Genomic DNA, 26,335 nt, shown 5'->3' on the forward strand with positions numbered 1-26,335 from the left:
TACCCCTGTCTTGACCCTTCTGGTCTTGACCCCATCGGAAGGCGAAGAGTGTCCTCTTCCATCACCGCGCCCGAGGGCATCATCAACCCGCCGATTGATGAGCTGCTCGAAGCCACCGACTCGAAGTACAGCCTCGTGATCTACGCCGCCAAGCGCGCGCGCCAGATCAACGCGTACTACTCGCAGCTCGGTGAGGGCCTCCTGGAGTACGTCGGCCCCCTCGTGGACACGCACGTCCACGAGAAGCCGCTCTCGATCGCGCTCCGCGAGATCAACGCGGGTCTGCTGACGTCCGAGGCCATCGAGGGCCCGGCTCAGTAAGCGGTCCCACCTTCAGGTTCGTTCTTTCACCACAGGCCCGGCAGCACGGCTGCCGGGCCTGTGGTGTGTCATGGAGTCGTACGCATCCGAACGTCGTACGCACCGAGCGCGGGGAGACAGAGGCCGTGGCCGAGAAGCCGAAGGTAGTCCTGGGGGTCAGCGGTGGCATCGCCGCCTACAAGGCGTGCGAGCTGCTGCGGCGGCTGACCGAGTCGGGCCATGACGTGCGCGTCGTGCCGACCGCGTCGGCGCTGCACTTCGTCGGCGCCGCGACCTGGTCCGCGCTGTCCGGCAACCCCGTCTCGACCGAGGTCTGGTCCGACGTCCACGAGGTGCCGCACGTCCGCATCGGGCAGCACGCCGACCTCGTGATCGTCGCGCCCGCCACCGCCGACATGCTCGCCAAGGCGGCCCACGGCCTCGCCGACGACCTGCTCACCAACACGCTCCTCACCGCCCGCTGTCCGGTGATCTTCGCCCCGGCCATGCACACGGAGATGTGGGAGCACCCGGCCACCCAGGAGAACGTGGCCACGCTGCGCCGCCGCGGCGCGCTGGTCGTCGAGCCCGCCGTCGGGCGTCTCACCGGCGTCGACACCGGCAAGGGCCGCTTCCCCGACCCCGTCGAGCTCTTCGAAGTCGTACGCCGCGTCCTCGCCAGGGGCGACCTGGCCCAAGACCTCGCGGGCCGCCACGTCGTCGTGAGCGCCGGCGGCACCCGCGAACCCCTCGACCCGGTCCGCTTCCTCGGCAACCGCTCCTCGGGCAAGCAGGGCTACGCGCTCGCCCGCAGCGCGGCGGCGCGCGGCGCCCGCGTCACCCTCGTCGCGGCCAACGCGGCGCTGCCCGACCCGGCCGGCGTGGACGTCGTGCCGGTCGGCACCGCCGTGCAGCTGCGCGAGGCCGTCCTGAAGGCCGCGCCCGACGCCGATGCCGTCGTGATGGCGGCCGCCGTGGCCGACTTCCGCCCCGAGACGTACGCGACCGGGAAGATCAAGAAGAAGGACGGCCAGGAACCGGCGCCGATCGCCCTGGTCCGCAACCCCGACGTCCTCGCGGAGATCGCGGGGGACAGGCCCCGCCCCGGCCAGGTGATCGTCGGCTTCGCCGCGGAGACGGACGACGTCCTGGCCAACGGCCGCGCCAAGCTCGCACGCAAGGGCTGCGACCTGCTGGTCGTCAACGAGGTCGGCGAGCGCAAGACCTTCGGCGCCGAGGAGAACGAAGCCGTCGTGCTCGGCGCCGACGGCAGCGAGACGCCGGTGCCCCACGGCCCCAAGGAAGCCCTCGCGGACACGGTCTGGGACCTGGTCGCGGAGCGGCTGCGGTGACAGCCGTGGCCATTCCCGTTTCGCCTCTTGGCGGAACTTGGCCACATTCTGGCGCCTCTCTTGACGAGGTCTGCGCAGGCAGGGCTCAATGTCACCTTCGCCCCATCGGGCGCCTCAAACCCGGGGAAAACGGGCGCGAGACCGCCCGAAGGAGGACGATCGTCGTACCGCGCAAGACAGTGCCGCAGGTCACAGGCCTCCCAAGTGGGGAGACATGTGGACCGGCGGCCGAGTGTGACCGATAAACTGGTCTCGGACGACGCCGGGCGCAGCCCCCGGCCGTCCACCCATGATCAGCCAGCAGCCGCTGCAACCACAGGGAGCGATGTGTCCCGGCGCCTCTTCACCTCGGAGTCTGTGACCGAGGGTCACCCCGACAAGATCGCTGACCAGATCAGCGACACCATTCTCGACGCGCTTCTGCGGGAGGACCCCACCTCCCGCGTCGCCGTGGAGACGCTGATCACCACCGGCCTCGTCCACGTGGCCGGCGAGGTCACGACGAAGGCCTACGCGCCGATCGCGCAGCTCGTGCGCGACAAGATCCTCGAGATCGGCTACGACTCCTCGAAGAAGGGCTTCGACGGCGCCTCCTGTGGCGTCTCGGTGTCCATCGGCTCACAGTCCCCCGACATCGCGCAGGGCGTCGACACGGCGTACGAGAAGCGTGTCGAGGGCGATGAGGACGAGCTCGACAAGCAGGGCGCGGGCGACCAGGGCCTGATGTTCGGGTACGCCTGCGACGAGACCCCGGAGCTCATGCCGCTCCCGATCCACCTCGCGCACCGTCTCTCGCGCCGCCTCTCCGAGGTGCGCAAGAACGGGACGATTCCCTACCTGCGCCCCGACGGCAAGACCCAGGTCACCATCGAGTACGACGGCGACAAGGCCGTCCGCCTCGACACGGTCGTGGTCTCCTCGCAGCACGCGAGCGACATCGACCTGGACTCGCTTCTCGCTCCCGACATCCGGGAGTTCGTGGTCGAGCCTGAGCTGAAGGCCCTCCTTGAGGACGGCATCAAGCTGGAGACCGAGGGCTACCGCCTGCTGGTCAACCCCACCGGACGCTTCGAGATCGGCGGCCCGATGGGTGACGCCGGCCTGACCGGCCGCAAGATCATCATCGACACGTACGGCGGCATGGCCCGCCACGGCGGCGGTGCCTTCTCCGGCAAGGACCCGTCCAAGGTGGACCGCTCCGCGGCGTACGCGATGCGCTGGGTCGCCAAGAACGTCGTCGCGGCCGGCCTCGCGGCCCGCTGCGAGGTCCAGGTCGCGTACGCCATCGGCAAGGCCGAGCCGGTCGGTCTCTTCGTCGAGACCTTCGGCACGGCCACGGTCGACACGGACAAGATCGAGACGGCCATCGGCGAGGTCTTCGACCTGCGTCCGGCCGCGATCATCCGCGACCTCGACCTGCTCCGCCCGATCTACTCGCAGACCGCCGCGTACGGCCACTTCGGCCGGGCGATCCCCGACTTCACGTGGGAGCGCACGGACCGCGTGGACGCGCTGCGGAAGGCGGCGGGGCTCTAGTCCCGGCTCTTCAAGGCTCGGCGAGGCCCGGTATCCCTGCGGGGGTGCCGGGCCTCGGCGTTTTCCGGGCGTGTCAGTGGGGTCTGGTAGGAATGCAGCTGTGAGCAGGGAGAACGAAGGGTCCGGGGTGGGGGGAGACGAGGAGCCGGAGCAGCTTGCGCTCATTCGGGAGTCGGTGCGCAAGGCCAAGGTGCCGCGGGCCAAGCCGCGGACGTGGCGGGGGGCCGCGCTGGCCAAGGAGCTGCCGGTGGCGCGGGTGCTCGTCGACAAGGGTGTGCTGCACCTCGACCGGTACTTCGACTACGCCGTGCCCGAGGAGCTCGACGCCGAGGCGCAGCCCGGGGTCCGGGTCCGGGTCCGGTTCGGCGCCGGGTCGCGGAACGTGCGGGACGGGCGGCGCGAGGGCGGCGGGCTGATCGACGGGTTCATCGTCGAGCGGTGCGCCGAGACCGATTACACGGGACCGCTGGCCGCCCTGGCGCAGGTCGTGTCGCCCGAGCCCGTGCTCTCGCCCGAGCTGCTCGAGCTGGCCCGGGCCGTCGCCGACCGGTATGCGGGCAGCCTCGCCGACGTGCTGCAGCTGGCGGTCCCGCCGCGGCACGCGCGGGCCGAGTCACGGGTGTCGCCCGAGCCCCCGGCTCCGCCGGCCGCGCCCGAAGCGGGGAGCTGGCGGAGGTACGGGCACGGGCCCGAATTCCTGCGCGCGCTGGCCACGGGCGGCGCCCCGCGTGCCGTGTGGACCGCTCTGCCGGGGCCGCAGTGGGCCGAGGAGATCGCCCGCGCCGTGCAGGCCACGCTCGCCTCGGGGCGCGGCGCGCTCGTCGTCATGCCGACCGGGCGGCCCGCCGCGCGCGTGGACGCCGCGCTCACCGAACTGCTCGGTGCGGGGCAGCACGCGCTGCTGACCGCCGACGCCGGGCAGGAGCGGCGGTATCAGGAGTGGCTCTCCGTGCGGCGCGGGGCCGTGCGTGCCGTCGTCGGCACCCGGGCCGCCATGTTCGCGCCGGTCCGGGACCTGGGCCTGGTCGTCGTCTGGGACGACGGGGACTCCAGCCACAGCGACGACCGCGCGCCCTTCCCGCATGTGCGGGAAGTCCTGGAGCTCCGGGCCACGCGGGACAAGTGCGGCTTCCTGCTCGGGAGTTGGAGCTGCACGGTGGAGGCGGCGCAGCTCGTCGAGAGCGGGTGGGCCGCGCCGCTCGTCGCCGACCGCGAGCAGGTGCGGGGGGCCGCCCCGCTCGTGCGGACCGTGGGCGACGGTGACCTGGCGCGGGACGAGGCGGCGCGGGCCGCGCGGCTGCCGTCGCTGGCGTGGCAGGTCGCGCGGGAGGGGCTGAAGCACGGCCCCGTGCTTGTGCAGGTGCCGCGCCGCGGCTATGTGCCGAGGCTCGCCTGCGAGCGGTGCCGCGAACCCGCGCGCTGCCGCCGGTGTGCCGGGCCGCTGGAGGCGCAGGAGAGCGGGGCCGCCCTGCGGTGCGGCTGGTGCGGGGTGGAGGAGGCCGCCTGGCACTGCGAGGCCTGCGGCGCCTTCCGGCTGCGGGCGCAGGTCGTCGGGGCGCGCCGGACCGCCGAGGAGCTGGGGCGGGCGTTCCCCGCGGTGCCGGTGCGGACGTCGGGCCGGGAGCAGGTTCTCGACACGGTGCCGGACACGCCGGCGCTCGTGGTCAGTACGCCGGGGGCGGAGCCCGTCGCCGAGGGCGGTTACGCGGCCGCGCTGCTGCTCGATGGGTGGGCGATGCTGGGGCGGCCCGACCTGCGGGCGGGCGAGGACGCGTTGCGCCGGTGGATCGGGGCCTCCTCGCTCGTCCGGCCGCAGGGCGCGGGCGGCACGGTGGTGGTGGTCGCCGAGCCGACGCTGCGGCCCGTGCAGGCGCTGGTGCGGTGGGATCCCGTGGGGCACGCGGTGCGGGAGCTCGCCGAGCGGGCCGAGCTCGGGTTTCCGCCGGTGTCGCGGATGGCGGCGGTGTCGGGACCGCCCGAGGCGCTCGCGGAGTTCCTGTCCGCCGCGGAACTGCCGCGGGACGCGGTGGTGTTGGGGCCTGTTCCGATGTGGGACGGGGGGCCCGCCGCCGGTGCCGGGGGTTCGCGGCGGGGGGCGGGTGCGGGTGTGCCCGCCGGAGAGGCGTGGGAGCGGGTGCTGATCCGGGTGCCGCCGGGCAGCGGTGCCGCTCTCGCCGCCTCCTTGAAGGTGGCGCAGGCCGCGCGGATGGCCCGGGGCGCCAAGGGTGCTCGGGAGGCGGGGGGCGAGGCGGTTCGGGTCCGGGTGGATCCGCTGGACATCGGCTGAGTACGTCGTACGGATGACGCACAGAGCTGCCCCCTCGCCCTTGGCGGAGGAACGAGGGGGCAGCGGTCGGGGGAGGGGCGGCCAGTGTGCGTCAGCCGTCGCGCCTCGGCTGTTGCGTGTCAGCCGTTGCGTGTCACCCGTCGTGTGTCAGCCGTTGCGCGGGCCGGGGAAGGCGGTCGGCCTGGGCTCGTCGCGGAGTGTGGGGCTGCCCGCGGTGGGCTGGGTCGGCATCGCGCGGGCGGCGGGGACGGACGGCAGCGGGACGCCGACGGGGAGCGGGCGCGTGGCCGTGACGGTGGATGTCGACGTCACCGTGGACGTCACGGCCTGCGCCGGGGCCTCCGCGGCGCGCTCCGCCTCGGCCGCCGCCTGCGTGGTGGCCCGGCGCGCGCCGTACCGGCGGTGGACCGCCTGCTTGGTGACGCCGAGGGCCGAGCCCACCGCGTCCCACGAGAAGCCGAGCGAACGGTCGAAGTCCACCGCCGCGGTGACCAGCGTCTCGACACTGTCCCGCAATTCCTGGGCGAGGCGGACGGTCGGGGCGGGGGCCCGCCCGTACACGACGAAGCCCGCGGAGGGGCTGGAGCGGCGCGGGCGGTAGACGTTGCCGAGCTGGGCGGTCAGGGTGCGCAGTGCATCCACCTGCCGGCGGACCCGCTCGATGTCCCGCACCAGAAGGTGCAGGCTGGCCCGTGCCTGGGCGTCGTGGGTTGCGTGGTCGGCCATGAACAAGCCTCTCGAACCGGCGTTGAAAAGGATCGGGCCGTATCAGTGGCCCGTTTTGGTCAACTCTTTCTTGACCAACGCGCTAGCTCGTGAGGGGTCACGGTGCAGGGGCGTATGCGCATATGCACGGGGCGCGCGTCGCTTCGTACGCCCCCAAGGGCGTCAACCGCGGTCCTCCGGAAGACCGCCCGGGGCGGGTTCCCGGAGCGGCCCATAGACTGGTGCGCTGCCGTCGCCCCACCCTTGACCAGAGATCCGAGGTACCCACCAGTGAAGCTCGTCTTCGCAGGCACTCCCGAGGTCGCCGTCCCCGCCCTGGACGCCCTGATCGCCTCCGACCGGCACGAGGTGGCCGCCGTCGTGACCCGCCCGGACGCGCCCGCGGGGCGGGGCCGCAGGCTGGTGGCGAGCCCGGTCGCGGAGCGCGCGGCGGAGGCCGGCATCGAGGTGCTCAAGCCCGCGAAGCCGCGCGACGAGGACTTCCTGGCGCGGCTGCGGGAGATCGGCCCCGACTGCTGCCCCGTCGTCGCCTATGGCGCGCTGCTGCCCAAGGTCGCCCTGGACGTCCCGGCCCACGGCTGGGTCAATCTGCACTTCTCGCTGCTGCCCGCCTGGCGCGGTGCCGCGCCGGTGCAGCACGCGGTGCTGGCGGGCGACGAGATCACCGGCGCCTCCACCTTCCTGATCGAGCAGGGCCTCGACTCCGGCCCGGTGTACGGGACGGTCACCGAGGAGGTGCGGCCCACCGACACCAGCGGCGACCTGCTCACCCGGCTCGCCTTCGCGGGCTCGGGACTGCTCGTGGCGACCATGGACGGCATCGAGGACGGCAGCCTGAAGGCGGTGCCGCAGCCCGCCGACGGCGTCACCCTCGCCCCCAAGCTGACGGTCGAGGACGCGCAGGTGGACTGGGCGGCGCCCGCGCTGCGGGTGGACCGGGTCGTCCGGGGCTGCACCCCCGCGCCCGGCGCGTGGACCCTGTTCCGCGGCGAGCGGCTGAAGATCATTCAGGCCGCGCTGGTCCCGGACCGCACGGATCTAGCGCCCGGTGAGCTCTCGGCCGCCAAGAACAACGTGTACGTGGGCTCCGGATCGCACGCCGTCGAGCTGCTCTGGGTCCAGCCGCAGGGCAAGAGGCCGATGCGCGGCGCGGACTGGGCGCGCGGGGTGCGGATCGCCTCCGGCGAGCGGGTGGGCGCGGGCGACGTAGGCTAGGTGGGTTCGACCCACACCAGCAGCGGAGCACCTTGTGAACGACCAGCCGAACCGGCGACCCCGTAACGCGGCCGGCAAGCCGGGCAAGTCCGGCAAGCCGGGAAAGACGGGGAAGCCCTACCGCCGCCCGCAGAAGGACCCGGTCCGCATCCTCGCCTTCGAGGCGCTGCGGGCCGTGGACGAGCGCGACGCCTACGCGAACCTCGTCCTGCCGCCCCTGCTGCGCAAGGCCAGGGAGAAGGACGAGAACTTCGACGCGCGGGACGCGGCGCTCGCCACCGAGCTGGTCTACGGCACGCTGCGCAGGCAGGGGACGTACGACGCGATCGTGGCGGCCTGCATCGACCGGCCGCTGCGCGAGGTCGACCCGCCGGTCCTCGACGTGCTCAACCTCGGCGTGCACCAGCTGCTCGGCACGCGCATCCCGACGCACGCCGCCGTCTCCGCCTCCGTGGAGCTGGCGCGCGTCGTGCTCGGCGACGGGCGGGCCAAGTTCGTCAACGCCGTGCTGCGCAAGGTCGCGCAGCACGACCTCGACGCCTGGGTGGAGAAGGTCGCGCCGCCCTACGACGAGGACGCCGAGGAGCATCTCGCCGTCGTCCACTCGCATCCCCGCTGGGTCGTCTCGGCGCTGTGGGACGCGCTCGGCGGCGGCCGCGCCGGCATCGAGGACCTGCTGGAGGCGGACAACGAACGGCCCGAGGTGACGCTCGTGGCGCGGCCGGGGCGTACCACCGCGGACGACCTCCTCGACTCCGTCGGTGAGGACTCCGCGCTGCCGGGGCGCTGGTCGCCGTATGCCGTGCGGCTCAGCGAAGGCGGCGAGCCGGGGTCGCTGGAGGCGGTGCGCGAGGGGCGCGCGGGCGTGCAGGACGAGGGCAGCCAGCTGGTCGCGCTCGCGCTGGCGAACGCGCCGCTCGACGGCCCCGACGAGAAGTGGCTCGACGGCTGCGCGGGCCCCGGCGGCAAGGCGGCCATGCTTGCCGGGCTCGCCGCCGGGCGCGGTGCCGCGCTGCTCGCCTCCGAGAAGCAGCCGCACCGGGCCGGTCTCGTCGCGCAGGCGCTCGCCGGCAACCCCGGTCCCTACCAGGTCATCGCGGCCGACGGGACCCGTCCGCCGTGGCGGCCCGGCACCTTCGACCGCGTCCTGATGGACGTGCCGTGCACGGGGCTCGGCGCGCTGCGCCGCCGCCCCGAGGCCCGCTGGCGCCGCCGCCCGCAGGACCTGGAGGGCTTCGCCCCGCTCCAACGCGGCCTGCTGCGCAGGGCGTTGGAGTCCGTCCGCGTCGGCGGTGTCGTCGGATACGCCACGTGTTCGCCGCACCTCGCCGAGACGCGGGCCGTCGTGGACGACGTGCTCAAGCAGACCGGCGGCGCCGAACTCATCGACGCGCGCCCGCTGTTGCCGGGTGTGCCGGCGCTGGGGGACGGGCCCGACGTGCAGTTGTGGCCGCATCTGCACGGGACGGACGCCATGTATCTGGCGCTGATCCGACGGACCGCCTGATTCTGTTCCTGTGCCGCCGAGTGTGACGACCGCGACGGATCACTCGGCGGTGTCGTGTGTGGGTGTCTCCGAGGGCGGGCGTCGGCGCGGTGGCCGCAGCCTGGAGATGGCCACCAGTTGCGCGCGCCATGCGATCAGCTCGTCCGACCGGTGGTCGGGAGGGGCGCACTCCTCGCCGTACTCGTCCCAGGAGAGCAGGGTGCGTACGAGCCACATCACCTTGTCCCGACCCACGTACCGGGCGTTGAAGGCGGCGCTCTGCGTCGCGGCCGACAGCACCGCCTTCCCCCCGAACAGTTGTTTGGCCCGGGCTTCGACCGTGCGCATCGAGGGGTCGCCGCGCTCGGCCTTCAGTCGTTTCAGGCTGTCCGCGAGGCGTCGCAGATTCTCCTCGTAGGCGTGGAGGGCATGGTCGGCGCGGACGTCCTCGGTGGGCGGCTCGCCGGCCGGGCGGGTGGCTTCTGCTGCCGCGGCCGGCGGGACGCTCACGGAGTGCGGGGTCTCGTGCGGTGTGCCGCCCGGCCGGGGCACGTACACGCGGCTCGGCGCCGGTCCGCTCGCCCCGGGCGCTTCTGCCTTGGACGCATGCGCACCTGAGTTGCCGTTCCTGCTAGTCGGCGGGGCCTCGAACGACTCCAACGCCTCGAGCACGTCCTGGACGCGGGAGATCTCGGCGTTGATGTCCTCACGGCGACGCATCAGGATGCCGAGCTCGCGCCTTCCCTCCTCGACTGTGCGCTCGGCCTCGAGGACTGCCTCGGCCTTGATGTTCTTGGCCTCCCGCAGCAGATGCTTGACCTGCTCGGCGGCGGCGCTGCGCATTCTGCCCGCCTCGTCCTTGGCCTCGGCGATGATCCGCGCGGCGCCGCCGCGTGCGTGGGCCAAGTACCGCTCCACGGCCGCGGCTTCCGCCGACGGGTCCGTCGGATCGCCCGGGTGCCACGTCCAGTACCCCTTCTGGTCCATCGGCCCAGCCTGGCAGAGGGCCGGCCGGGCCGGTCCGATGCACGGAACATCACCGAACTGGAAGGAACGACGCCGAACTTGGCCGAACGTTCCCGAACAACGGTGAACGCGGGGGCGACTCAACGGTGTTGTACGCCGGTGATCGGGTCTCTGCGGATTCGTTCGCTCCAGACGCACCCTCGTGGAAGGCGCTTCCACAATCGAGCCATGACACCCTTCCTCTCCCTGCACAGCGCTGTCGTCCTGCTCGCCGCGCTCGTCATCGGTCTCGTCATCGGCGGACTCACCGTGCTCACCGGTGTCCATGTCGCCGCCGCCGTCATCGCCGGCCTCGCCAGTGCGGGCAGCAGCATCCCTGTGCTGCACGCCCTCATCCGGTGACTCACGGACGCCTCGCCAAGGGGTGGGGCCACCACACCTTCGGCCCCAGGTCCAGGAACAGTGACGTGACCAGGATCGACCGTACGACGAAGGTGTCGAGCAGGACGCCGAGTGCCACCGCGAAGCCGATTTCGGCGAAGGCCACCATCGGGAGCGTGCCGAGTGCGGCGAACGTGCCCGCGAGGACCAGGCCCGCCGAGGTGATCACCGCGCCGGTCGCGGCGAGGCCCGTCAGGACGCCGGCGCGGGTGCCCTGGTGGCCCGCCTCCTCGCGGATGCGGGTCGACAGGAAGATGTTGTAGTCGATGCCGAGCGCGACCAGGAACACGAAGACGAAGAGCGGGAAGTCGGTCGGCTCGCCCGCGTAGTCGAAGAGGTGGCGGAAGGCGAGCGCGCTCAGGCCGAGCGCGGTGGCGAAGGACAGGACCACGGTGGCGATCAGGAGGAGCGGGGCCACCACCGCGCGCAGCAGCACGGCGAGGATCAGCAGGACCACGACCAGGACCAGCGGGATGATCAGTTTGTTGTCGTGGGCCGTGGCGCGGTCCATGTCGAGCAGGGCCGCCGTGCCGCCGCCCACCCGCGCGTCCGCGTCCGGGACGGCGTGGACGGCGTCGCGAACCCGCTCCACGGTCTCCTTGGCGGCCGCGCTGTCGGGCGGGTCGGTCGCCGTCGCCTCGAACAGCACCTTGCCGTCGTGCTCGGACTTCGTCCCCGGCGGGCGGGCGACGCTGTCGGGCACGATGCCCCGGGTCTTCCGGACGGCCTCGGCGACCTCGTCGCCGCGCGCCGCGTCCGCCACGATGACCAGCGGGTCGCCGGAGCCCGCGGGGAAGTACCTCGCCTGCACCTCCTGGCCGGTGATCGAGTCCGGCTTGTCGGTGAACGCGTCGGCGTTGCTGAGCCCCTCGGCCCGCAGTTGCAGCAGCCCGAGCGAGAGCAGGGCGAGGGCCGCCGCCGTGACGCCCCAGATCAGCCGCGGGCGGCGGTCGATGCGCCGGCCCGTGCGGGCCCACACGCCGCGCTCGGTCGGCTCGGGGGAGCCGACGTGCGGGACGAGCGGCCAGAAGAACCACCGGCCGAAGATCACCAGGAGGGCCGGGAAGAGCGACAGCATCGCGAGGAGCCCCACGGCGACGCCGATCGCGGCGACCGGACCGAGGCCGCTCGTCGAGTTCATCTCGGCGGCGAGCAGCACCAGCATGCTCAGGACGACGGTTGCGCCGGACGCGAGGACCGCGGGCCCGGCCCGGTGCAGGGCGAGCGCCATCGCCTCGTGACGGTCCTCGTGGCGGCGCAGTTCTTCGCGATAGCGAGCGACGAGAAGCAGCGCGTAGTCGGTCCCCGCGCCGAACACGAGCACGGTCAGGATGCCCGCGCTCTGGCCGTTGACCGTGAGGTCCGCGTGCTCGGCGAGCAGATAGATGAAGGCCTGGGCCGTGAAGAGGGCGGTGATCACGGCGAGCAGCGGCGCCAGGAGGAGCGTCGGACTGCGGTAGGTGAACAGCAGGATCACGACGACGATGCCCGCCGCCGCGAGCAGCAGCGTCGAGTCGATGCCCTCGAAGGCCTCGGCGGAGTCCGCGGCCGTGCCACCAGGGCCGGTGACGTGCACGGCCAGTCCGTCGCCGCCGTCGCTGACCCGCTCCCGGACGGCGTCGACGGCCGGACCGATGCGCTCCCAGCCCTCGGCGTCCATGGTGACGGGGACGAACACCTGGGCCGCCTCGGCGCCCGACTTCTTGTCGAAGACGGGGCCGCGGGTCTCGGCGCCCCGGGTCCCGTGGTCGCGCAGCGCCTTCGCCTGCCGTACGTCCTCGGCGATCTGCGCGCGGTCCGCCGCAGTGAGGCCGCCTTCGCGGGCGTACACGACGATGACGGGGATCACCTCGGGCCTGAAGTCGGCGGAGACGTCCAGGACTTGGGTCGATTCCGCGGAGCCGGGCAGCCAGGACTCCGCGTCGTTCTCCTGGGCGTCGGTGAGTTTCTGGGCGAGTGGCGCGGCGACGATCAGCACCACCAGCCAGAACAGCACCACCAGCCACTTGGTGCGCCGCCCGCATACCAGCCACGCGACCCCGCGTCGCTCGCGCCGCCGTTCGTCCGCCATGGCTTCCCCCCGCTCGCCGTGTGCGGTGCCGCTTGACCGTCCAGCATGACACTCGGGGGGTGCGTGCGGGAGCCGCTGTGCCCAGGCGGTGGACTGCGGTCGGCGACGCGCGCCGGGCATGGCAGGCTTGGGGCATGGCCGTGCAGATCAACCCCAGCATCCTGTCCGCGGACTTCGCCCGTCTTGCCGAGGAGGCAAAGGCTGTCGAAGGCGCCGACTGGCTTCATGTCGACGTGATGGACAACCACTTCGTCCCGAACCTGACGCTCGGTGTGCCGATCGTAGAGTCGCTGGCCCGTGCGACGGACACGCCCCTGGACTGCCATCTGATGATCGAGGACCCCGATCGCTGGGCTCCGCAGTACGTCGAGGCGGGTGCCGGGTCGGTCACCTTCCACGCCGAGGCCGCCGCCGCGCCGGTCCGTCTCGCCCGCGAGATCCGCGCCAAGGGCGCCCGTGCCTCCATGGCGCTGAAGCCTGCGACGCCCATCGAGCCGTTCGAGGACCTCCTCCCCGAGCTCGACATGCTGCTGATCATGACGGTCGAGCCAGGCTTCGGCGGCCAGGCGTTCCTGGACATCATGCTGCCCAAGATCCGCCGCACCCGTGAGCTCATCGCCAAGCACGGTCTCGAGATGTGGCTCCAGGTCGACGGCGGTGTCTCGGCCGAGACGATCGAGCGCTGCGCCGAGGCCGGCGCCGATGTCTTCGTCGCCGGCTCGGCGGTCTACGGCGCCAAGGATCCGGCGGAAGCGGTACGTTCATTGCGCACCCAAGCGCAGGCAAAGACCGCGTCAAGCGGCTGGGCGTGCGACCACTGAGCCAAGGGAACGTGAACGCAGTCCCTCAGGGCTGATCGACTAGGCCGGATCTGCAAGGATGAACGGCGAACCCAGTTTGTGAACAGCAGTGAGGAGAGCGCCGTGTCGGCCATGTCGGCGGGTCGGTCAGCCATGCGGATGGGACCCGCGGAGCTGGTGCAGGCGGCGGCCATGGCCCGCCGCTTCTACCTCGAGGGCAAGTCCAAGATCCAGATCGCCGAGGAGTTCGGCGTCAGCCGCTTCAAGGTGGCCCGGGTCCTGGAGACCGCCCTCGAGCGGGATCTCGTGCGCATCGAGATCCGGGTCCCAGCGGAACTGGACGCCGAGCGCTCGGACGCGCTGCGCGCCCGCTACGGACTGCGGCACGCGGTCGTCGTGGAGTCCCCGGCGCCGACCGACGAGATCGAGGACTCGCCCGACCCCGAGAACCTCGGCGAGGTCGCGGCGGATCTGCTCGGTGAGCTGGTCAACGAGGGCGACGTCCTCGGCCTCGCCTGGGGCCGCTCCACGATCCACATGGCGGCCGCGCTCGACCAGCTGCCGCCGTGCACGGTCGTGCAGCTGACGGGGGTGTACGACGCAGGGACCGCCGAGCGCGGCTCCGTCGAGGCCGTCCGCCGCGCCGCGCAGGTCTCCGGCGGCGAGGCCCACCCCATCTACGCGCCGATGCTGCTGCCGGACCCCGCGACCGCGGCGGCGCTGCGCAACCAGACCGGCATCGCCCGCGCCTTCGAGTACTTCGACAAGGTCACGGTCGCCTGCGTCTCCATCGGCTCCTGGGAGCCGGGCATCTCCACCGTCCACGACATGCTCAGCGACGAGGAGCGCGCGCACTACGCCTCGCTGGGCGTGGCCGCCGAGATGTCCGCGCACCTGTTCGACGCCGAGGGGCGTCGGGTCGGGCGGGACCTCGGGGAGCGGTGCATCACCGTCGAAGCGGACCGGCTGCGACGGATTCCTGAGGTCGTCGCCATCGCGGGCGGGCAGCGGAAGGCTGCCGCCATTGACGCGGTGCTGCGGTCCGGGCTCGTCACCAGTCTGGTGACGGACACGGCGGCGGCCGATCAGCTGCTCGTCGCCGGGGCTGCGCCCCGGCCCGCGTTGAACCGGGCGGACCCGGACGGTAGCTGAGTTCCTGCGGGAGGGTGGGGGCTGGTCGCGCAGTTCCCCGCGCCCCTAAAGGGGCGCCGTGGCAGGGTCTGACGCATGGTGCACCGATTTGTTCCTCGCGTCATGGCGGTTCTGTTCGTCTGCTTCGCGGTCTTCGTCGCCGGGTGTTCGTCCGGGGGTAATGACCGGGACGCCCCTGCCTGGGCGCGCGGCATGGACACCGTCACGGTCAGTGCGTTGCCTGCCGAGGCGCGGAAGACGCTGCGGCGCATCGATGACGGGGGGCCCTTCCCGTACGAGAAGGACGGTGCCGTCTTCGGGAACTTCGAGCGGGAGCTGCCGCGCCAGAAGCGGGGTTACTACCGCGAGTACACCGTCCGCACGCCCGGCGAGCGCGACCGCGGGGCCCGGCGGATCGTCACCGGCGGCGGGGGCGAGATCTACTACACCGACGACCACTACGCGTCCTTCAAGGCGGTGCTGAGGTAATGCCCGGCGGTACTGACAGCAGCAGCTCACCCCACCCCAACCCTCTCGCGCCCGTCCTCGACGCGGCGCGCGGCGCGGGCTGGACCACCGCGACACTTTCCCTGGCGGGGGTGACGGACAAGGCCGCGTTCATGGAGCGCTGCGCCCGCGGTCTCGGCCTGCCCGACTGGTTCGGGCACAACTGGGACGCCCTCGCCGACTGCCTCACCGACCTGTCGTGGGCGCCCGCCGCGCGGGGGCGGCTGCTCGTCGTCTCCGGGTGGCAGGAGTACGCGCGAGGAGCGCCGGGGGAGTGGCGGATCGCGCAGGAGGTGTTCTCCGCGGCGGTCGAGCACTGGCGGGACGCGGAGACCGGTCTGGAGATCGTCCTCGCGCTCGGACCGGCTCCCGGTGCCGCCCCCGGCCCCGCCGCCACGGAGCGTGCCGAGTCCTGAACGGGCTGTTCCGCTTCGGGGCGGGTCTTGGATGATCCGACCACCGCCCGTACGGCCCCCCTGGGTGATCGTCCCAGGCGGCACAACCCGGTCGGCATGGGAGAATGAAGTACGTGCTTTTCCCTCGGCCTAACTGTCCGGGGGCCACCTCTGATCGACTGGGATGAGCAGCACGTGCGCTTCCTCAATGACATCCAGCCTGCGTACGACCTGACGTACGACGACGTCTTCATGGTCCCGAGGCGCTCCGCCGTCGGATCCCGCCAGGGCGTGGACCTCACCTCCCCCGACGGCACCGGCACCACGATCCCGCTGGTCGTCGCCAACATGACCGCGATCGCCGGCCGGCGCATGGCCGAGACCGTCGCCCGCCGCGGCGGCCTCGTCGTCATCCCGCAGGACATCCCGATGGAGGTCGTCACCGACGTCATCTCCTGGGTCAAGACGCGCCACCACGTCCTGGACACCCCGATCGTCCTGGCCCCGTCGCAGACCGTCGCGGACGCGCTGGCCCTCCTGCCCAAGCGCGCGCACAACGCGGGCGTCGTCGTCGACGCCGACCAGAAGCCCATCGGCGTCGTCACGGACACCGACCTGAGCGGCGTCGACCGCTTCACGCAGCTCTCCGAGGTCATGTCCAGGGACCTGCTGCTCCTGGACGCCGACATCGACCCGCGCGACGCCTTCAACAAGCTGGACCACGCCAACCGCCGGTACGCCCCGGCCGTGGACAAGGACGGCCGCCTCGCGGGCATCCTCACCCGCACGGGCGCCCTCCGCGCGACGCTCTACACCCCCGCCGTCGACGCCGACGGCGGCCTGCGCATCGCCGCCGCCGTCGGCATCAACGGCGACGTGGCGGGCAAGGCCAAGCAGCTCCTCGACGCGGGCGTCGACACGCTCGTGGTGGACACCGCGCACGGCCACCAGGAGTCGATGATCTCCGCGGTCAGGGCCGTGCGCGCGCTCGACCCGCAGGTGCCGATCGTCGCGGGCAACATCGTCGCCGCCGAGGGCGTGCGCGACCTCATCGAGGCCGGCGCCGACATCATCAAGGTGGGTGTCGGTCCCGGCGCCATGTGCACCACGCGCATGATGACCGGCGTGGGCCGCCCGCAGTTCTCCGCGGTGCTCGAATGCGCCGCCGAGGCCAAGAAGTTCGGCAAGCACGTCTGGGCCGACGGCGGTGTCCGCCACCCGCGCGACGTCGCCATGGCGCTCGCCGCCGGCGCCTCGAACGTCATGATCGGCTCCTGGTTCGCGGGGACGTACGAGTCCCCGGGCGACCTCCAGCACGACGCCCAGGGCCGCGCGTACAAGGAGTCCTTCGGCATGGCCTCCGCCCGTGCGGTGCGCAACCGCACGTCCGAGGAGTCCGCGTACGACCGTGCCCGCAAGGCGCTCTTCGAGGAGGGCATCTCCACCTCCCGCATGTTCCTCGACCCGACCCGTCCGGGCGTCGAGGACCTGATCGACTCGATCATCGCGGGCGTCCGCTCCTCCTGCACGTACGCGGGCGCGGCCTCCTTGGAGGAGTTCGCCGAGCGGGCCACCGTGGGTGTGCAGAGCGCCGCGGGCTACGCGGAGGGCAAGCCGCTGCACGCCAGCTGGAGCTAGGCGCTTCGCGGGGAGCTGCGCCCTCCGGCCGCGGGCCGACCGCGGCCGGCCGCGCAGTTCCCTGCGTCCCTGGCGGGGTGCCTCGGGTCAGCCCCGTACCGCTGCCGTGTACGCCTCGATGGCCGGGCGGGGCGCTCGGCCCAGCAGGGTGCGGAGCGCGCCCCGGTCCTCGACCCCTGTGCCGTCCAGGAAGCCGCCCGCTATCGCCGAGTACGTGCTCATCAGCATCGGCACCTGGAAGGGCAGCGCCTGACCGGCGGCGGTCAGCGCCTCGCGGGTCGCGGCGAGCGTGCCCGGCTCGTACGATCCGCCGACCGCGGCGGCAAGATCGGCGCCGCCCAGGGCGTGCTCGCCGACCAGTTCGTAGGTGCGGCCCCGGTGGGCGGCCGGGTCCGTCGCCACCCGCACCGCCACCTCGGCCAGGTCCTCGCGCACCACGGCGGCGAGGCGGCCCGCCCCCAGCGGCGCGGCGATGGTCCCGTCGGGCCCCGGCGCCGCGACGGCGGCGAGGAACTCCGCGTACAGGCCGTTGCGGAGCACCGTCCAGTGCAGCGAGGAGCCGCGCAGTCTGCGCTCGGTCCAGCGGTGGGCGAGCGCGTACGTCAGATGGTCGCCGTCGCCGCTGAGGCTGGTGTAGACGAGGTGGCCGACGCCCGCCTTCTCGGCGGCGGAGATCACGGCTTCGTGGCGGGCGACGACCACGTCGTCCTCGGCGGCGCCCGCGGAGATGACGAGGAGGGTGTCGACGCCGGTGAAGTCCAGCGACGCAGGGTCGTCGAAGTCGACGCGGCGCCCGCCGGGCGCGGGGTTGCGGCTGCCGATGACGACGTCGTCGCGGTCCGCGACGCGGGCGGTGATGAGCGAGCCGAGTGCGCCCGTGGCGCCGGTGATCATGAGCATGGGAAGGTTCCCCCGTGGTGAGTGGTTGTGCCCGCCATCCGGGCGGGGCCCGCAGTGCGGGCCGGGCCCGGTGACCGGGCCTGTGACCATGGTGACCCGCGTGACGCAGGCGCATAAGGAGGCACTTTCATGTCAGCAGGGCACACGGCGGTAACCACCCCGCAGGCCGGCTCGGCCCCCGCCGAGCCCGTCATCAGCTGTGAGACCCCGCAGGACGAGTGCGGGGTGCGAGACGTCCTCGACCGGCTCGGCGACAAGTGGTCCGTGTACGTGGTGGTCGAACTGGCCTCGGGCGTCCTGAGGTTCAAGGAGCTGCAGCGCCGGATCCACGGCGGCATATCGCAGCGCATGCTCACCCTCACCGTGCGCCGCCTGGAGCGCGACGGCCTGGTCAAGCGGACCGTGTACCCGACGATCCCGCCGCAGGTCGAGTACGAACTGACCGCGATGGGCCACAGCTTCACCCACCTCGTCAAGGCGCTCGCCGACTGGTCCATCGACCACCGGCCCGCCATAGCCGCCGCCCGCGAGGCCTACGACGAAGCGGCCCGCGGCTGACAGCCCGTGCCGTAACCCTTCCGCACCGCGGACGCCACCGCCTCCGCGAGGACACGGTGGCCCGCGTCGCCCGGATGCACCCCGTCCACCAGGTGCCCGGCGTCCAGCAGTTCACCGCCCGGCAGCAGCTCGGTCCGCGCGTCCAGGGCTGCCCGCTCCACGGCGGTCCGCAGGTCCCGGAGCGTGGCGCCGAGTACGTTCGGCACCGCCTCGGCGTCCGGGCGGACCACGGGGGAGACGACCAGGAGGGGGGTGCTCGGGTGGCCCCGGCGCACCAGATCCAGGAACGCCCGCACCGTCTCGTACAGCAGCCTCGCCGAATGCGGCACCCGCGACCAGCAGTTGGTGCCGAAGGCGAGGGTGATCAAGTCGGCGTCCAGTGAGGCGAGTTGCTCGGCCGACGCCAGTTCCCCGCGTGCCGCGCCCGCGTAGCCGAGGTTCACCGTCTCCACGCCGAGGGCCCGCCCCGCGAGCGCCGGCCAGGCGAGATGGGGCCGTGAGGCCGACCAGCCCTCCGCGACCGAGTCGCCGTGGACGAGCCAGCGCGGCCGGCGGACGGCGGGCGTCAGGGTGCCGTCCACCGGGCGCACCCCGTGCAGGGCGGGCCGCAGGGTCTCCGGCAGGTGCAGGGTGAACTCGGCGTCGGGGGAGGGGAGTTGGATCAGCGCCCGGTGCTCGCCGGGGGAGGCCGGTGTGTCGGTGGCGTCCTCGCCGGCGAGGAGTGTGAACATCGCGGGCGCGTCGCGGTGGGCGTCCGCTCCCTTGGGCGGTGACGCGGTGTACGCGACCTCGACGGCGCTCACTCCGTGCGCCGTGAACTCCAGGCGCACCCCGGCGGGCAGGCCCGCCCGGTCCCACGTGTCCCGGGGCAGCCGCTCCCGGTCGGCCGGGTCGGCGCGCACCACCCGGCCGTCCCCGGTCCACCAGGGCGCGCCCCGCACGAACTCCCTCACCGCGCGCCGCCGATCGTCGGGTACGGGAACTTCACGCCGACCCCGCCGTCCACGACGAGCGTCTGCCCGGTGACGTAAGACGAGAGCGGCGAGGCGAAGAACAGCAGGGCCGACGCGATGTCGGAGGTCTCGGCGACGCGGCCGAGCGGCGCGTTGCGGGTGTTGCGCTCGCGTCCCTCGTCGCCGACCAGGGCGGCCACGCGCGGGGTCCACACGACGCCGGGCGCCACCGCGTTCACCCGCACGCCGCGCGGGCCGTACTCCACCGCCGCCGAGCGCACCAGGGAGACCAGGCCCGCCTTGGCCGCGCCGTACGCGGCGTGCAGGGGCGCCGCCGTCAGCCCCGACACCGACGCGACGAAGACCATCGCGCCGCCGCCCCCGTCGGCGAGGGCCTCGCCGCCGTACCGCACGGCCAGCCAGGCGTGCCGCAGGACCATCGAGAAGTGCCAGTCCCACGCCTCGTCGTCCAGCTCGGCCAGGGGCGCGTAGCGGGCCATGCCGACGATGTCGACGAGGCCGCCGACCGACCCCCACTCCCGCCGCGCGGACGCGAAGAGGTCACGCACCTCCTCGCGCCGGGTCACGTCGGCGACGTACGGGACCCCGCCCGTCTCGGCGGCCACCGCCTCCGCCCGCGCCTTGTCGATGTCGACGCACAGCACCCGCGCGCCCGCCGCCGTCAGCGCGTGCGCCGTCTGGCGGCCGATGCCGTTCCCCGCGCCGAGCAGGACGAAGGCGCGGCCGTCCAGGCGGTGCAGGGCGGCGTAGTCGGGGACGGGGGAGGTGTCCAGGGGCTCCGTCATGCGGGGGTTCCCCTCGGCACGTACGCCGCCAGCTCCGGGATGACTTCCTTGCCGAGGATCTCGATCGTCCGCAGGATCTCGCGGTGCTCCAGATAGCCCCACTGGACGTAACAGATGAGCTGGTCGATGCCGAGATCGGCGTAGCGCTTGGCCTTGCGGACGATGGTCTCCGCGTCGCCGATGAGGATCATGTCCCCGGCGTCGAACTCCTCGACGGGCACGCTGCCCTCGATGATCGGCGTGAGGAACGGGAAGGTCCGCTCGCGCTCCTCGGGGCTCAGGTGCGGCAGCTCCCAGTCGAGCGTGAACTGGGCGAGGTTGCGGTACCACCACGCGACCGAGTCCCAGACGCGCTTCGACGGCCGGTCCGCCGCGTGCACGAGGGTGTACGCGCTGACGCGGTCCGTGGTGACGTCCGTGATCGGGGACGGGGTGCGCGCCGCCCTGCGGTACGCCGCGACCTGGCGCGCCATCGCCTCCAGCGGCTGCATGATCGAGAAGGAGAGCAGCCCGAGGCCCGCCGCGCCCGCGACCTCCGCAGAGCCGGGTGACGTGGCGGCCATCCAGCACGGCGGGTGCGGGTCCTGGACCGGCTTCGGGGTGACCATCCGCCGGGGGAAGCTGAAGCGCTCCGACTCGTACGCGAAGTACTCCTCGCGCCACATGCCCGTGACGATCTCGATCGCCTCGCGCCAGTCGGAGCGCGACCGCTCCCTGTCGACGCCGAAGGCCGTCTGCTCCATGGGGGTCGAGCGGCCCGTGCCCCACTCCACACGGCCGTCGGACAGCACGTCCACCGCCGCGACCTTCTCAGCGATCCGCTGCGGCGGCGTGAAGCCGAAGGGGGTGAGCGTGACGCCGAAGCCGAGGCGGATGCGCTCCGTCAGCGCCGCGAGGTGGCCGAGCAGGACCTCCGGCGCGGGGCAGTGCGAGCGGCCCTCGCGGAAGTGGTGCTCGACCGCCCACACGGTACGGAAGCCCATCCGGTCGGCGAGCCGGATCTGCTCGACGGCCTCGCGGTAGGCGCGCTGCTCGGCGGCGCGCTGACCGTGCGGGTGGGGCGCGCCCCAGGGTTTCGGTACGTCGATCTCGTACAGGACGTCGAGGTCCATGCCGTGCCTCCGTCTCGGGCGAGAGGCGTGCACGATGCGGCAGATCTGACGAAGTGTCAACAGCGCTCGGCGAGGTGCGGAACGCAACGGACGAAACGGACGGCGCAACGATGAGACGTATATGACGGAAGTGCGCAATGATCATCCGCCGGTACGCAAGGTTGCTGCATTACGGTCGGGAACCATGGACTCTAGAGTCAGGCCCTGAACGTGGTGTGGCGGGGACTGCCTGCTCGGTGGTTCCCGTCGCCCGGCGCGACTCCCCCGAGGTCCTCGCCGCCCTGACCGGCAGCGATGAAGGAGCCAGCGCGTGCTCGACCAAGGCGCACCCCCGCAGAACCGCCCACGCCCCAAGGGCACCCCCGGCCTCGGCAGCCGGCTCATGCGCCGCAAGCCGGTCGAAGCCCTGGTCGAGGAGGGTGGCCAGGGTGAGGGAGGCTCGCTCAGGCGCTCCCTCGGCATGTGGCAGCTGACCATGATCAGCATCGGTGCCACGCTCGGCACCGGCATCTTCGTCGTCCTCGGCGAGAGCGTGCCCAAGGCCGGGCCCGCCGTCACCATCTCCTTCGTGATCGCCGGACTCACCGCCCTCTTCTCGGCCCTCTCGTACGCCGAACTGGCGGGCTCCATCCCGGTCGCCGGCTCCTCCTACTCGTACGCGTACGCAACGATGGGCGAACTCATCGCCTGGGTGTGCGGCTGGTGCCTGGTCCTGGAGTACGGCGTGTCCGTGGCCGCCGTCGCGGTCGGCTGGGGCGAGTACCTCAACGAACTCCTCGACGGCACGATCGGCGTCACCATCCCCGACGCGCTCTCCGCGGCGCCCGGCGAGGTCGACGGCGCCATCATCAACCTGCCCGGCCTGATCGTCGTGCTGCTCGCCATGGTCTTCCTGCTCGGCGGGGCCAAGGAGTCGGCGACGGCCAACACGATCATGGTCATCGTGAAGATCGCCGCGCTCGTGCTCTTCTGCACCATCGGCTTCATGGGCTTCAAGTCCGGCAACTACTCGGACTTCATGCCGCTCGGCACGGCCGGCGTCAGCGCCGCCGCCGCGAGCCTCTTCTTCTCGTACATCGGCTTCGACGCCGCCTCCACCGCAGGTGAGGAGGCCAAGAACCCGCAGCGCGACCTGCCCCGCGCGATCATGCTGTCCCTGGTCATCGTCACGGCGCTCTACGTCCTCGTCGCCGCCGTCGCCGTCGGCGCCTGGAACTGGAAGGACTTCGAGGGCTCCGAGGCCACGCTCGCCGCGATCATGAACGACGTCAGCGGCCAGAGCTTCTGGGGCACGCTGCTCGCCGCCGGCGCGGTCATCTCCATCGCGTCCGTCGTCCTCACCGTGCTGTACGGCCAGACGCGCGTGCTCTTCGCCATGTCCCGCGACGGTCTGGTCCCCAAGGCCTTCGGCAAGGTCAGCAAGAAGACCGGCACGCCCCGCGTCAACACGGTCATCGTCTCGTTGTTCTGCGGCGCCCTCGCCTCCGTCATCCCGCTCGGCAAGCTCGTCGACGCCACCAGCATCGGCACGCTCTTCGCCTTCGGCCTGGTCAACATCGCCGTGATCGTGCTGCGCCGGACCCGCCCGGACATGCCGCGCACCTTCCGGGTGCCGCTCGGCTGGCTCTTCCCGGTCCTCGGCTTCGGCTTCTGCGCGTACAACATGTTCAGCCTCGACTCCACCACCTGGACGGTCTTCGGTGTCTGGATGGCCGTCGGCCTCGTGTTCTACTTCCTGTACGGCATGAGCCGCTCCCGATTGGCCACAGCAGAGAAGTGATCCACCCCCCGTGCGACTGAACGATCTCGACGAACGCATCGTGCACGCCCTCGCCGAGGACGCCCGCCGTTCCTACGCCGACATCGGCCAGCTGGTCGGACTCTCCGCGCCCGCCGTGAAGCGGCGCGTGGACCGGCTGCGGGCCACGGGTGCCATCACCGGGTTCACCGTGCGGGTGGACCCGGCGGCGCTCGGCTGGGAGACCGAGGGGTTCATCGAGATCTACTGTCGCCGGAATACGTCGCCGGAGGCGATTCAGCGGGGGCTCGAGAGGTATCCGGAGATTTCGTCCGCGTCCACCGTTACCGGGGACGCGGACGCGATCGTCCAGGTCTTCGCTGCTGACATGCGGCACTTTGAGCGGGTGCTCGAGCGGATTGCGGGGGAGCCGTTCGTGGAGCGGACCAAGTCTGTGCTTGTGCTTTCGCCGCTTATGCGGAGGTTTTCTTCGGGGTCCCCCGCGTAAGTCTTCGGCTGCGGGTTGAGTGTGGGTTTTGCGCAGTTCCCCGCGCCCCTGGGGCGACCCCGGCCGGTTCCTTGGGTGCGGGTTCGTCGTGGCTGGTCGCGCAGTTCCCCGCGCCCCCGGGGCCGTCCCCGGTCGGTTTGCTGGGTGCGGGTGTGGGGGCGCAATGAATCGCTGGTTCGGGGCGTGTATGCGCAACGGATCGTGCGGCTGGGCGCAACGGTCTGAGCTTGTCCGGGGGTGGTTGACGACCGTACCGTCTTATCGATCCCGCCTTCCCCTTCGTACCCTTTGAGGTTCCGCCATGCCTGCGCTGCGCACCGCCCTGCTCCAGAGCTCCGGGCAGCTAGGATCCGTCGCCGAGAACCTCGCGGCCCTGGACGAGGCGGCGGGCCGCGCCGCCGCGGCGGGTGCCGGGCTGCTCATCGCGCCCGAGCTCTTCCTCACCGGGTACGCGATCGGTGACGACATCGCCCGGCTGGCCGAACCCGTCGACGGGGAGTCCGCGAAGGCCGTCGCCGGGATCGCGGCGCGCCACGAGGTCGGCGTCGCCTACGGGTATCCGGAGCGCGACGGCGATGTCGTCTACAACTCCGTCCAGCTGGTCGGCCCGGACGGGGCCCGCCTCGCGAACTACCGCAAGACCCACCTCTTCGGCGGCTTCGAGCGCGACGCCTTCACCCCCGGTGAACAGACCGTCGTGCAGGCCGAGTTGGGCGGCGTACGGATCGGCCTGATGATCTGCTACGACGTGGAGTTCCCGGAGAACGTCCGCGCGCACGCGCTGGCCGGCACCGACCTCCTCGTCGTCCCCACCGCGCAGATGCACCCCTTCCAGTTCGTCGCCGAGTCCGTCGTGCCGGTGCGCGCCTTCGAGAACCAGATGTACGTCGCGTACGTCAACCGGGTCGGGCCCGAGGGAGAGTTCGAGTTCGTCGGGCTCTCCACGCTGGCGGGGCCGGACGGCGTGGCACGCGCGCGTGCGGGCCACGGCGAGGAACTCGTCTTCGGTGACGTCGACCCGGAGTTCCTGAGCGCCTCCCGCGCGACCAATCCCTACCTGCGCGACCGGCGGCCCGGCCTGTACGCGTCCCTCGTCTGACCGCGCCCGAGCCCCAGTCCCGGCCCGCACCCCCCTCACCTGTCTTTCAGTTCCGTGCAAGGAGTCCGTACCCCATGACGTCCACGGTGCCCACCGCCATCCAGCACACCGACGCGCAGCCGCCGATCACCATGTTCGGTCCGGACTTCCCCTACGCCTACGACGACTTCCTCGCCCACCCGGCGGGCCTCGGCCAGATACCCGCGACCGAGCACGGCACCGAGGTCGCCGTCATCGGCGGCGGTCTCTCCGGCATCGTCGCCGCGTACGAGCTGATGAAGATGGGCCTCAAGCCCGTCGTCTACGAGGCCGACCAGATCGGCGGCCGGCTGCGGACGGTGGGTTTCGAGGGCTGTGACGGCGACCTCACCGCCGAGATGGGCGCGATGCGCTTCCCGCCGTCGTCGACGGCCCTGCAGCACTACATCGACCTGGTCGGCCTGAAGACCAGGGCGTTCCCCAACCCGCTCGCCGAGGCGACGCCCTCCACGGTCGTGGACCTCAAGGGCGAGTCGCACTACGCCGAGACCGTGGAGGACCTGCCGCAGGTCTACCGCGACGTGGCGAAGGCGTGGGCCGACTGCCTGGAGGAGGGCGCGGACTTCTCCGACATGAACCGCGCCCTGCGCGAGCGCGACGTGCCGAAGATCCGCGAGATCTGGTCGAAGCTCGTCGAGAAGCTCGACAACCAGACCTTCTACGGCTTCCTCTGCGACTCCGAGGCCTTCAAGTCCTTCCGGCACCGCGAGATCTTCGGCCAGGTCGGCTTCGGCACGGGCGGCTGGGACACCGACTTCCCGAACTCCATCCTGGAGATCCTGCGCGTCGTCTACACCGAGGCCGACGACCACCACCGCGGCATCGTCGGCGGCAGCCAGCAGCTGCCGCTGCGCCTGTGGGAGCGCGAGCCGCAGAAGATCGTGCACTGGGCGCCGGGTACGTCGCTGAAGTCGCTGCACGAGGGCGAGCCGAAGCCCGCCGTGACCCGCCTGAACCGCACCGCCGGCAACCGGATCACCGTCACGGACGCCTCCGGTGACATCCGCACCTACCAGGCGGCGATCTTCACCGCCCAGTCCTGGATGCTGCTCTCGAAGATCGAGTGCGACGACTCGCTCTTCCCCATCGACCACTGGACGGCGATGGAGCGCACCCACTACATGGAGTCCTCGAAGCTCTTCGTGCCGGTCGACCGGCCGTTCTGGCTGGACAAGGACGAGGAGACCGGCCGTGACGTCATGTCGATGACGCTCACCGACCGGATGACGCGCGGCACCTATCTGCTCGACGACGGGCCGGACAAGCCCGCCGTCATCTGCCTCTCGTACACCTGGTGCGACGACAGCCTGAAGTGGCTGCCGCTGTCGGCGAACGAGCGCATGGAGGTCATGCTCAAGTCGCTCGGCGAGATCTACCCCAAGGTCGACATCCGGAAGCACATCATCGGCAACCCGGTGACCGTGTCCTGGGAGAACGAGCCCTACTTCATGGGCGCCTTCAAGGCGAACCTGCCGGGCCACTACCGCTACCAGCGGCGCCTGTTCACCCACTTCATGCAGGAGTCGCTGCCCGAGGACAAGCGGGGCATCTTCCTCGCCGGGGACGACATCTCGTGGACGGCCGGCTGGGCCGAGGGGGCGATTCAGACCGCGCTCAACGCGGTGTGGGGTGTGATGCACCACTTCGGCGGGGCGACCGATGCCACGAACCCCGGGCCCGGGGATGTGTACGACGAGATTGCTCCCGTCGAGCTGCCTGAGGACTGACGGCGCCGTTGGGGGTGGGGCGCGTGGGAAGCTGTCGGGCCGTT

At 72.2% G+C, this 26,335-nt stretch carries 24 protein-coding genes; 17 read left to right on the forward strand and 7 right to left on the reverse strand.

Annotated features, from left to right (window positions below):
* Positions 1–48 precede the first annotated feature (48 nt).
* The 4 genes from rpoZ (at position 49) to ACH4D5_RS37355 (ending at position 5,475) form a co-directional block, all read left to right on the forward strand.
* On the forward strand, positions 49–321 hold the full coding sequence (rpoZ, locus tag ACH4D5_RS37340) for a DNA-directed RNA polymerase subunit omega (protein ID WP_005319902.1): 273 nt from the start codon (positions 49–51) through the stop codon (positions 319–321).
* Between the two features lie 125 nt (positions 322–446).
* Positions 447–1,652, forward strand: coding sequence for a bifunctional phosphopantothenoylcysteine decarboxylase/phosphopantothenate--cysteine ligase CoaBC (gene coaBC / locus ACH4D5_RS37345; protein WP_398312184.1), 1,206 nt, complete (start codon positions 447–449; stop codon positions 1,650–1,652).
* 327 nt (positions 1,653–1,979) lie between these two features.
* Positions 1,980–3,188, forward strand: coding sequence for a methionine adenosyltransferase (gene metK / locus ACH4D5_RS37350; RefSeq protein ID WP_223773522.1), 1,209 nt, complete (start codon positions 1,980–1,982; stop codon positions 3,186–3,188).
* 100 nt (positions 3,189–3,288) lie between these two features.
* A complete protein-coding gene (locus ACH4D5_RS37355; RefSeq protein ID WP_398312187.1) occupies positions 3,289–5,475 on the forward strand; it encodes a primosomal protein N' in 2,187 nt (728 codons plus the stop codon).
* A 147-nt stretch (positions 5,476–5,622) separates the two neighbouring features.
* Here the strand turns inward: ACH4D5_RS37355 and ACH4D5_RS37360 are convergent, their stop codons facing one another.
* Complete coding sequence (locus ACH4D5_RS37360) at positions 5,623–6,201, reverse strand: hypothetical protein (RefSeq protein ID WP_398312190.1); 579 nt, start codon at positions 6,199–6,201, stop codon at positions 5,623–5,625.
* 270 nt (positions 6,202–6,471) lie between these two features.
* On the opposite strand from ACH4D5_RS37360, the gene fmt reads away from it, so the two are divergent.
* Together fmt and ACH4D5_RS37370 are read left to right on the forward strand one after the other, a co-directional pair.
* Complete coding sequence (gene fmt, locus ACH4D5_RS37365) at positions 6,472–7,416, forward strand: methionyl-tRNA formyltransferase (RefSeq protein ID WP_398312193.1); 945 nt, start codon at positions 6,472–6,474, stop codon at positions 7,414–7,416.
* Positions 7,417–7,450: 34 nt separating this feature from the next.
* Positions 7,451–8,923 carry an RsmB/NOP family class I SAM-dependent RNA methyltransferase gene (locus ACH4D5_RS37370; RefSeq protein WP_398312196.1) on the forward strand — a complete coding sequence of 491 codons (1,473 nt, stop codon included), beginning with the start codon at positions 7,451–7,453 and terminating at the stop codon, positions 8,921–8,923.
* 39 nt (positions 8,924–8,962) lie between these two features.
* On the opposite strand, the gene ACH4D5_RS37375 is transcribed toward ACH4D5_RS37370, so the two are convergent.
* Positions 8,963–9,889 carry a hypothetical protein gene (locus ACH4D5_RS37375; protein WP_398312199.1) on the reverse strand — a complete coding sequence of 309 codons (927 nt, stop codon included), beginning with the start codon at positions 9,887–9,889 and terminating at the stop codon, positions 8,963–8,965.
* 207 nt (positions 9,890–10,096) lie between these two features.
* On the opposite strand from ACH4D5_RS37375, the gene ACH4D5_RS37380 reads away from it, so the two are divergent.
* Positions 10,097–10,270, forward strand: coding sequence for a hypothetical protein (locus tag ACH4D5_RS37380; protein ID WP_398312202.1), 174 nt, complete (start codon positions 10,097–10,099; stop codon positions 10,268–10,270).
* A 1-nt stretch (position 10,271) separates the two neighbouring features.
* On the opposite strand, the gene ACH4D5_RS37385 is transcribed toward ACH4D5_RS37380, so the two are convergent.
* Positions 10,272–12,380 (reverse strand): MMPL family transporter, encoded by a 2,109-nt coding sequence (locus ACH4D5_RS37385; RefSeq protein ID WP_398312205.1) that lies wholly within the window; start codon positions 12,378–12,380, stop codon positions 10,272–10,274.
* A 134-nt stretch (positions 12,381–12,514) separates the two neighbouring features.
* Between ACH4D5_RS37385 and rpe the strand changes: the two genes are divergently transcribed.
* The 5 genes from rpe (at position 12,515) to ACH4D5_RS37410 (ending at position 16,851) form a co-directional block, all read left to right on the forward strand.
* Positions 12,515–13,201: a ribulose-phosphate 3-epimerase gene (gene rpe, locus ACH4D5_RS37390; RefSeq protein ID WP_398312208.1), complete on the forward strand. Its 687-nt coding sequence runs from the start codon at positions 12,515–12,517 to the stop codon at positions 13,199–13,201.
* A gap of 78 nt (positions 13,202–13,279) precedes the next feature.
* Positions 13,280–14,332 (forward strand): sugar-binding transcriptional regulator, encoded by a 1,053-nt coding sequence (locus ACH4D5_RS37395; RefSeq protein ID WP_150165561.1) that lies wholly within the window; start codon positions 13,280–13,282, stop codon positions 14,330–14,332.
* A 75-nt stretch (positions 14,333–14,407) separates the two neighbouring features.
* Positions 14,408–14,800: a ribonuclease domain-containing protein gene (locus tag ACH4D5_RS37400; protein WP_398312211.1), complete on the forward strand. Its 393-nt coding sequence runs from the start codon at positions 14,408–14,410 to the stop codon at positions 14,798–14,800.
* Complete coding sequence (locus ACH4D5_RS37405; protein ID WP_398312214.1) at positions 14,800–15,234, forward strand: barstar family protein; 435 nt, start codon at positions 14,800–14,802, stop codon at positions 15,232–15,234. The genes ACH4D5_RS37400 and ACH4D5_RS37405 overlap by 1 nt, the downstream gene beginning before the upstream one ends.
* Before the next feature lie 174 nt (positions 15,235–15,408).
* Positions 15,409–16,851 (forward strand): GuaB1 family IMP dehydrogenase-related protein, encoded by a 1,443-nt coding sequence (locus ACH4D5_RS37410; RefSeq protein ID WP_398312217.1) that lies wholly within the window; start codon positions 15,409–15,411, stop codon positions 16,849–16,851.
* Positions 16,852–16,938: 87 nt separating this feature from the next.
* Here ACH4D5_RS37410 and ACH4D5_RS37415 read toward each other — a convergent pair whose 3' ends face one another.
* Positions 16,939–17,751, reverse strand: coding sequence for an NAD(P)H-binding protein (locus tag ACH4D5_RS37415; protein WP_398312220.1), 813 nt, complete (start codon positions 17,749–17,751; stop codon positions 16,939–16,941).
* A 129-nt stretch (positions 17,752–17,880) separates the two neighbouring features.
* Here ACH4D5_RS37415 and ACH4D5_RS37420 point away from each other — a divergent pair, with 129 nt between their 5' ends.
* On the forward strand, positions 17,881–18,309 hold the full coding sequence (locus ACH4D5_RS37420; RefSeq protein WP_398312223.1) for a winged helix-turn-helix transcriptional regulator: 429 nt from the start codon (positions 17,881–17,883) through the stop codon (positions 18,307–18,309).
* Here the strand turns inward: ACH4D5_RS37420 and ACH4D5_RS37425 are convergent.
* The 3 genes from ACH4D5_RS37425 to ACH4D5_RS37435 are packed head-to-tail and all read right to left on the reverse strand — an operon-like array spanning position 18,285 to position 21,180.
* Complete coding sequence (locus tag ACH4D5_RS37425; RefSeq protein WP_398312226.1) at positions 18,285–19,250, reverse strand: GDSL-type esterase/lipase family protein; 966 nt, start codon at positions 19,248–19,250, stop codon at positions 18,285–18,287. The two genes, ACH4D5_RS37420 and ACH4D5_RS37425, sit on opposite strands and share 25 nt — an antisense overlap.
* Positions 19,251–19,258: 8 nt before the next feature.
* On the reverse strand, positions 19,259–20,068 hold the full coding sequence (locus ACH4D5_RS37430) for an SDR family NAD(P)-dependent oxidoreductase (protein ID WP_398312228.1): 810 nt from the start codon (positions 20,066–20,068) through the stop codon (positions 19,259–19,261).
* Entirely contained in the window at positions 20,065–21,180 is a 1,116-nt protein-coding gene (locus tag ACH4D5_RS37435; RefSeq protein ID WP_398312231.1) for an LLM class flavin-dependent oxidoreductase, read from the reverse strand. The genes ACH4D5_RS37430 and ACH4D5_RS37435 overlap by 4 nt, the downstream gene beginning before the upstream one ends.
* 310 nt (positions 21,181–21,490) lie before the next feature.
* Between ACH4D5_RS37435 and ACH4D5_RS37440 the strand changes: the two genes are divergently transcribed.
* From ACH4D5_RS37440 to ACH4D5_RS37455, 4 genes are all read left to right on the forward strand, one after another.
* Positions 21,491–22,960, forward strand: a complete 1,470-nt coding sequence (locus ACH4D5_RS37440) for an amino acid permease (RefSeq protein WP_398312234.1) — start codon at positions 21,491–21,493, stop codon at positions 22,958–22,960.
* Between the two features lie 10 nt (positions 22,961–22,970).
* Complete coding sequence (locus ACH4D5_RS37445) at positions 22,971–23,426, forward strand: Lrp/AsnC family transcriptional regulator (protein WP_268770070.1); 456 nt, start codon at positions 22,971–22,973, stop codon at positions 23,424–23,426.
* Positions 23,427–23,727: 301 nt separating this feature from the next.
* Complete coding sequence (locus ACH4D5_RS37450; protein WP_398312237.1) at positions 23,728–24,525, forward strand: carbon-nitrogen hydrolase family protein; 798 nt, start codon at positions 23,728–23,730, stop codon at positions 24,523–24,525.
* A gap of 74 nt (positions 24,526–24,599) precedes the next feature.
* A complete protein-coding gene (locus ACH4D5_RS37455) occupies positions 24,600–26,291 on the forward strand; it encodes a flavin monoamine oxidase family protein (protein WP_398312240.1) in 1,692 nt (563 codons plus the stop codon).
* Positions 26,292–26,335 lie beyond the last annotated feature (44 nt).

Source organism: Streptomyces sp. NPDC018029, assembly GCF_044327655.1.
Classification (GTDB): domain Bacteria; phylum Actinomycetota; class Actinomycetes; order Streptomycetales; family Streptomycetaceae; genus Streptomyces.

Bases quoted from the DNA above. Each gene is read 5' to 3' on its own strand.
- ACH4D5_RS37360 (WP_398312190.1), bottom strand. From the start codon at position 6,201: ATGGCCGACCACGCAACCCACGACGCCCAGGCACGGGCCAGCCTGCAC.
- ACH4D5_RS37375 (WP_398312199.1), bottom strand. From the start codon at position 9,889: ATGGACCAGAAGGGGTACTGGACGTGGCACCCGGGCGATCCGACGGAC.
- ACH4D5_RS37380 (WP_398312202.1), top strand. From the start codon at position 10,097: ATGACACCCTTCCTCTCCCTGCACAGCGCTGTCGTCCTGCTCGCCGCG.
- ACH4D5_RS37385 (WP_398312205.1), bottom strand. From the start codon at position 12,380: ATGGCGGACGAACGGCGGCGCGAGCGACGCGGGGTCGCGTGGCTGGTA.
- rpe (WP_398312208.1), top strand. From the start codon at position 12,515: ATGGCCGTGCAGATCAACCCCAGCATCCTGTCCGCGGACTTCGCCCGT.
- ACH4D5_RS37400 (WP_398312211.1), top strand. From the start codon at position 14,408: ATGGTGCACCGATTTGTTCCTCGCGTCATGGCGGTTCTGTTCGTCTGC.
- ACH4D5_RS37405 (WP_398312214.1), top strand. From the start codon at position 14,800: ATGCCCGGCGGTACTGACAGCAGCAGCTCACCCCACCCCAACCCTCTC.
- ACH4D5_RS37415 (WP_398312220.1), bottom strand. From the start codon at position 17,751: ATGCTCATGATCACCGGCGCCACGGGCGCACTCGGCTCGCTCATCACC.
- ACH4D5_RS37420 (WP_398312223.1), top strand. From the start codon at position 17,881: ATGTCAGCAGGGCACACGGCGGTAACCACCCCGCAGGCCGGCTCGGCC.
- ACH4D5_RS37430 (WP_398312228.1), bottom strand. From the start codon at position 20,068: ATGACGGAGCCCCTGGACACCTCCCCCGTCCCCGACTACGCCGCCCTG.
- ACH4D5_RS37435 (WP_398312231.1), bottom strand. From the start codon at position 21,180: ATGGACCTCGACGTCCTGTACGAGATCGACGTACCGAAACCCTGGGGC.
- ACH4D5_RS37450 (WP_398312237.1), top strand. From the start codon at position 23,728: ATGCCTGCGCTGCGCACCGCCCTGCTCCAGAGCTCCGGGCAGCTAGGA.
- ACH4D5_RS37455 (WP_398312240.1), top strand. From the start codon at position 24,600: ATGACGTCCACGGTGCCCACCGCCATCCAGCACACCGACGCGCAGCCG.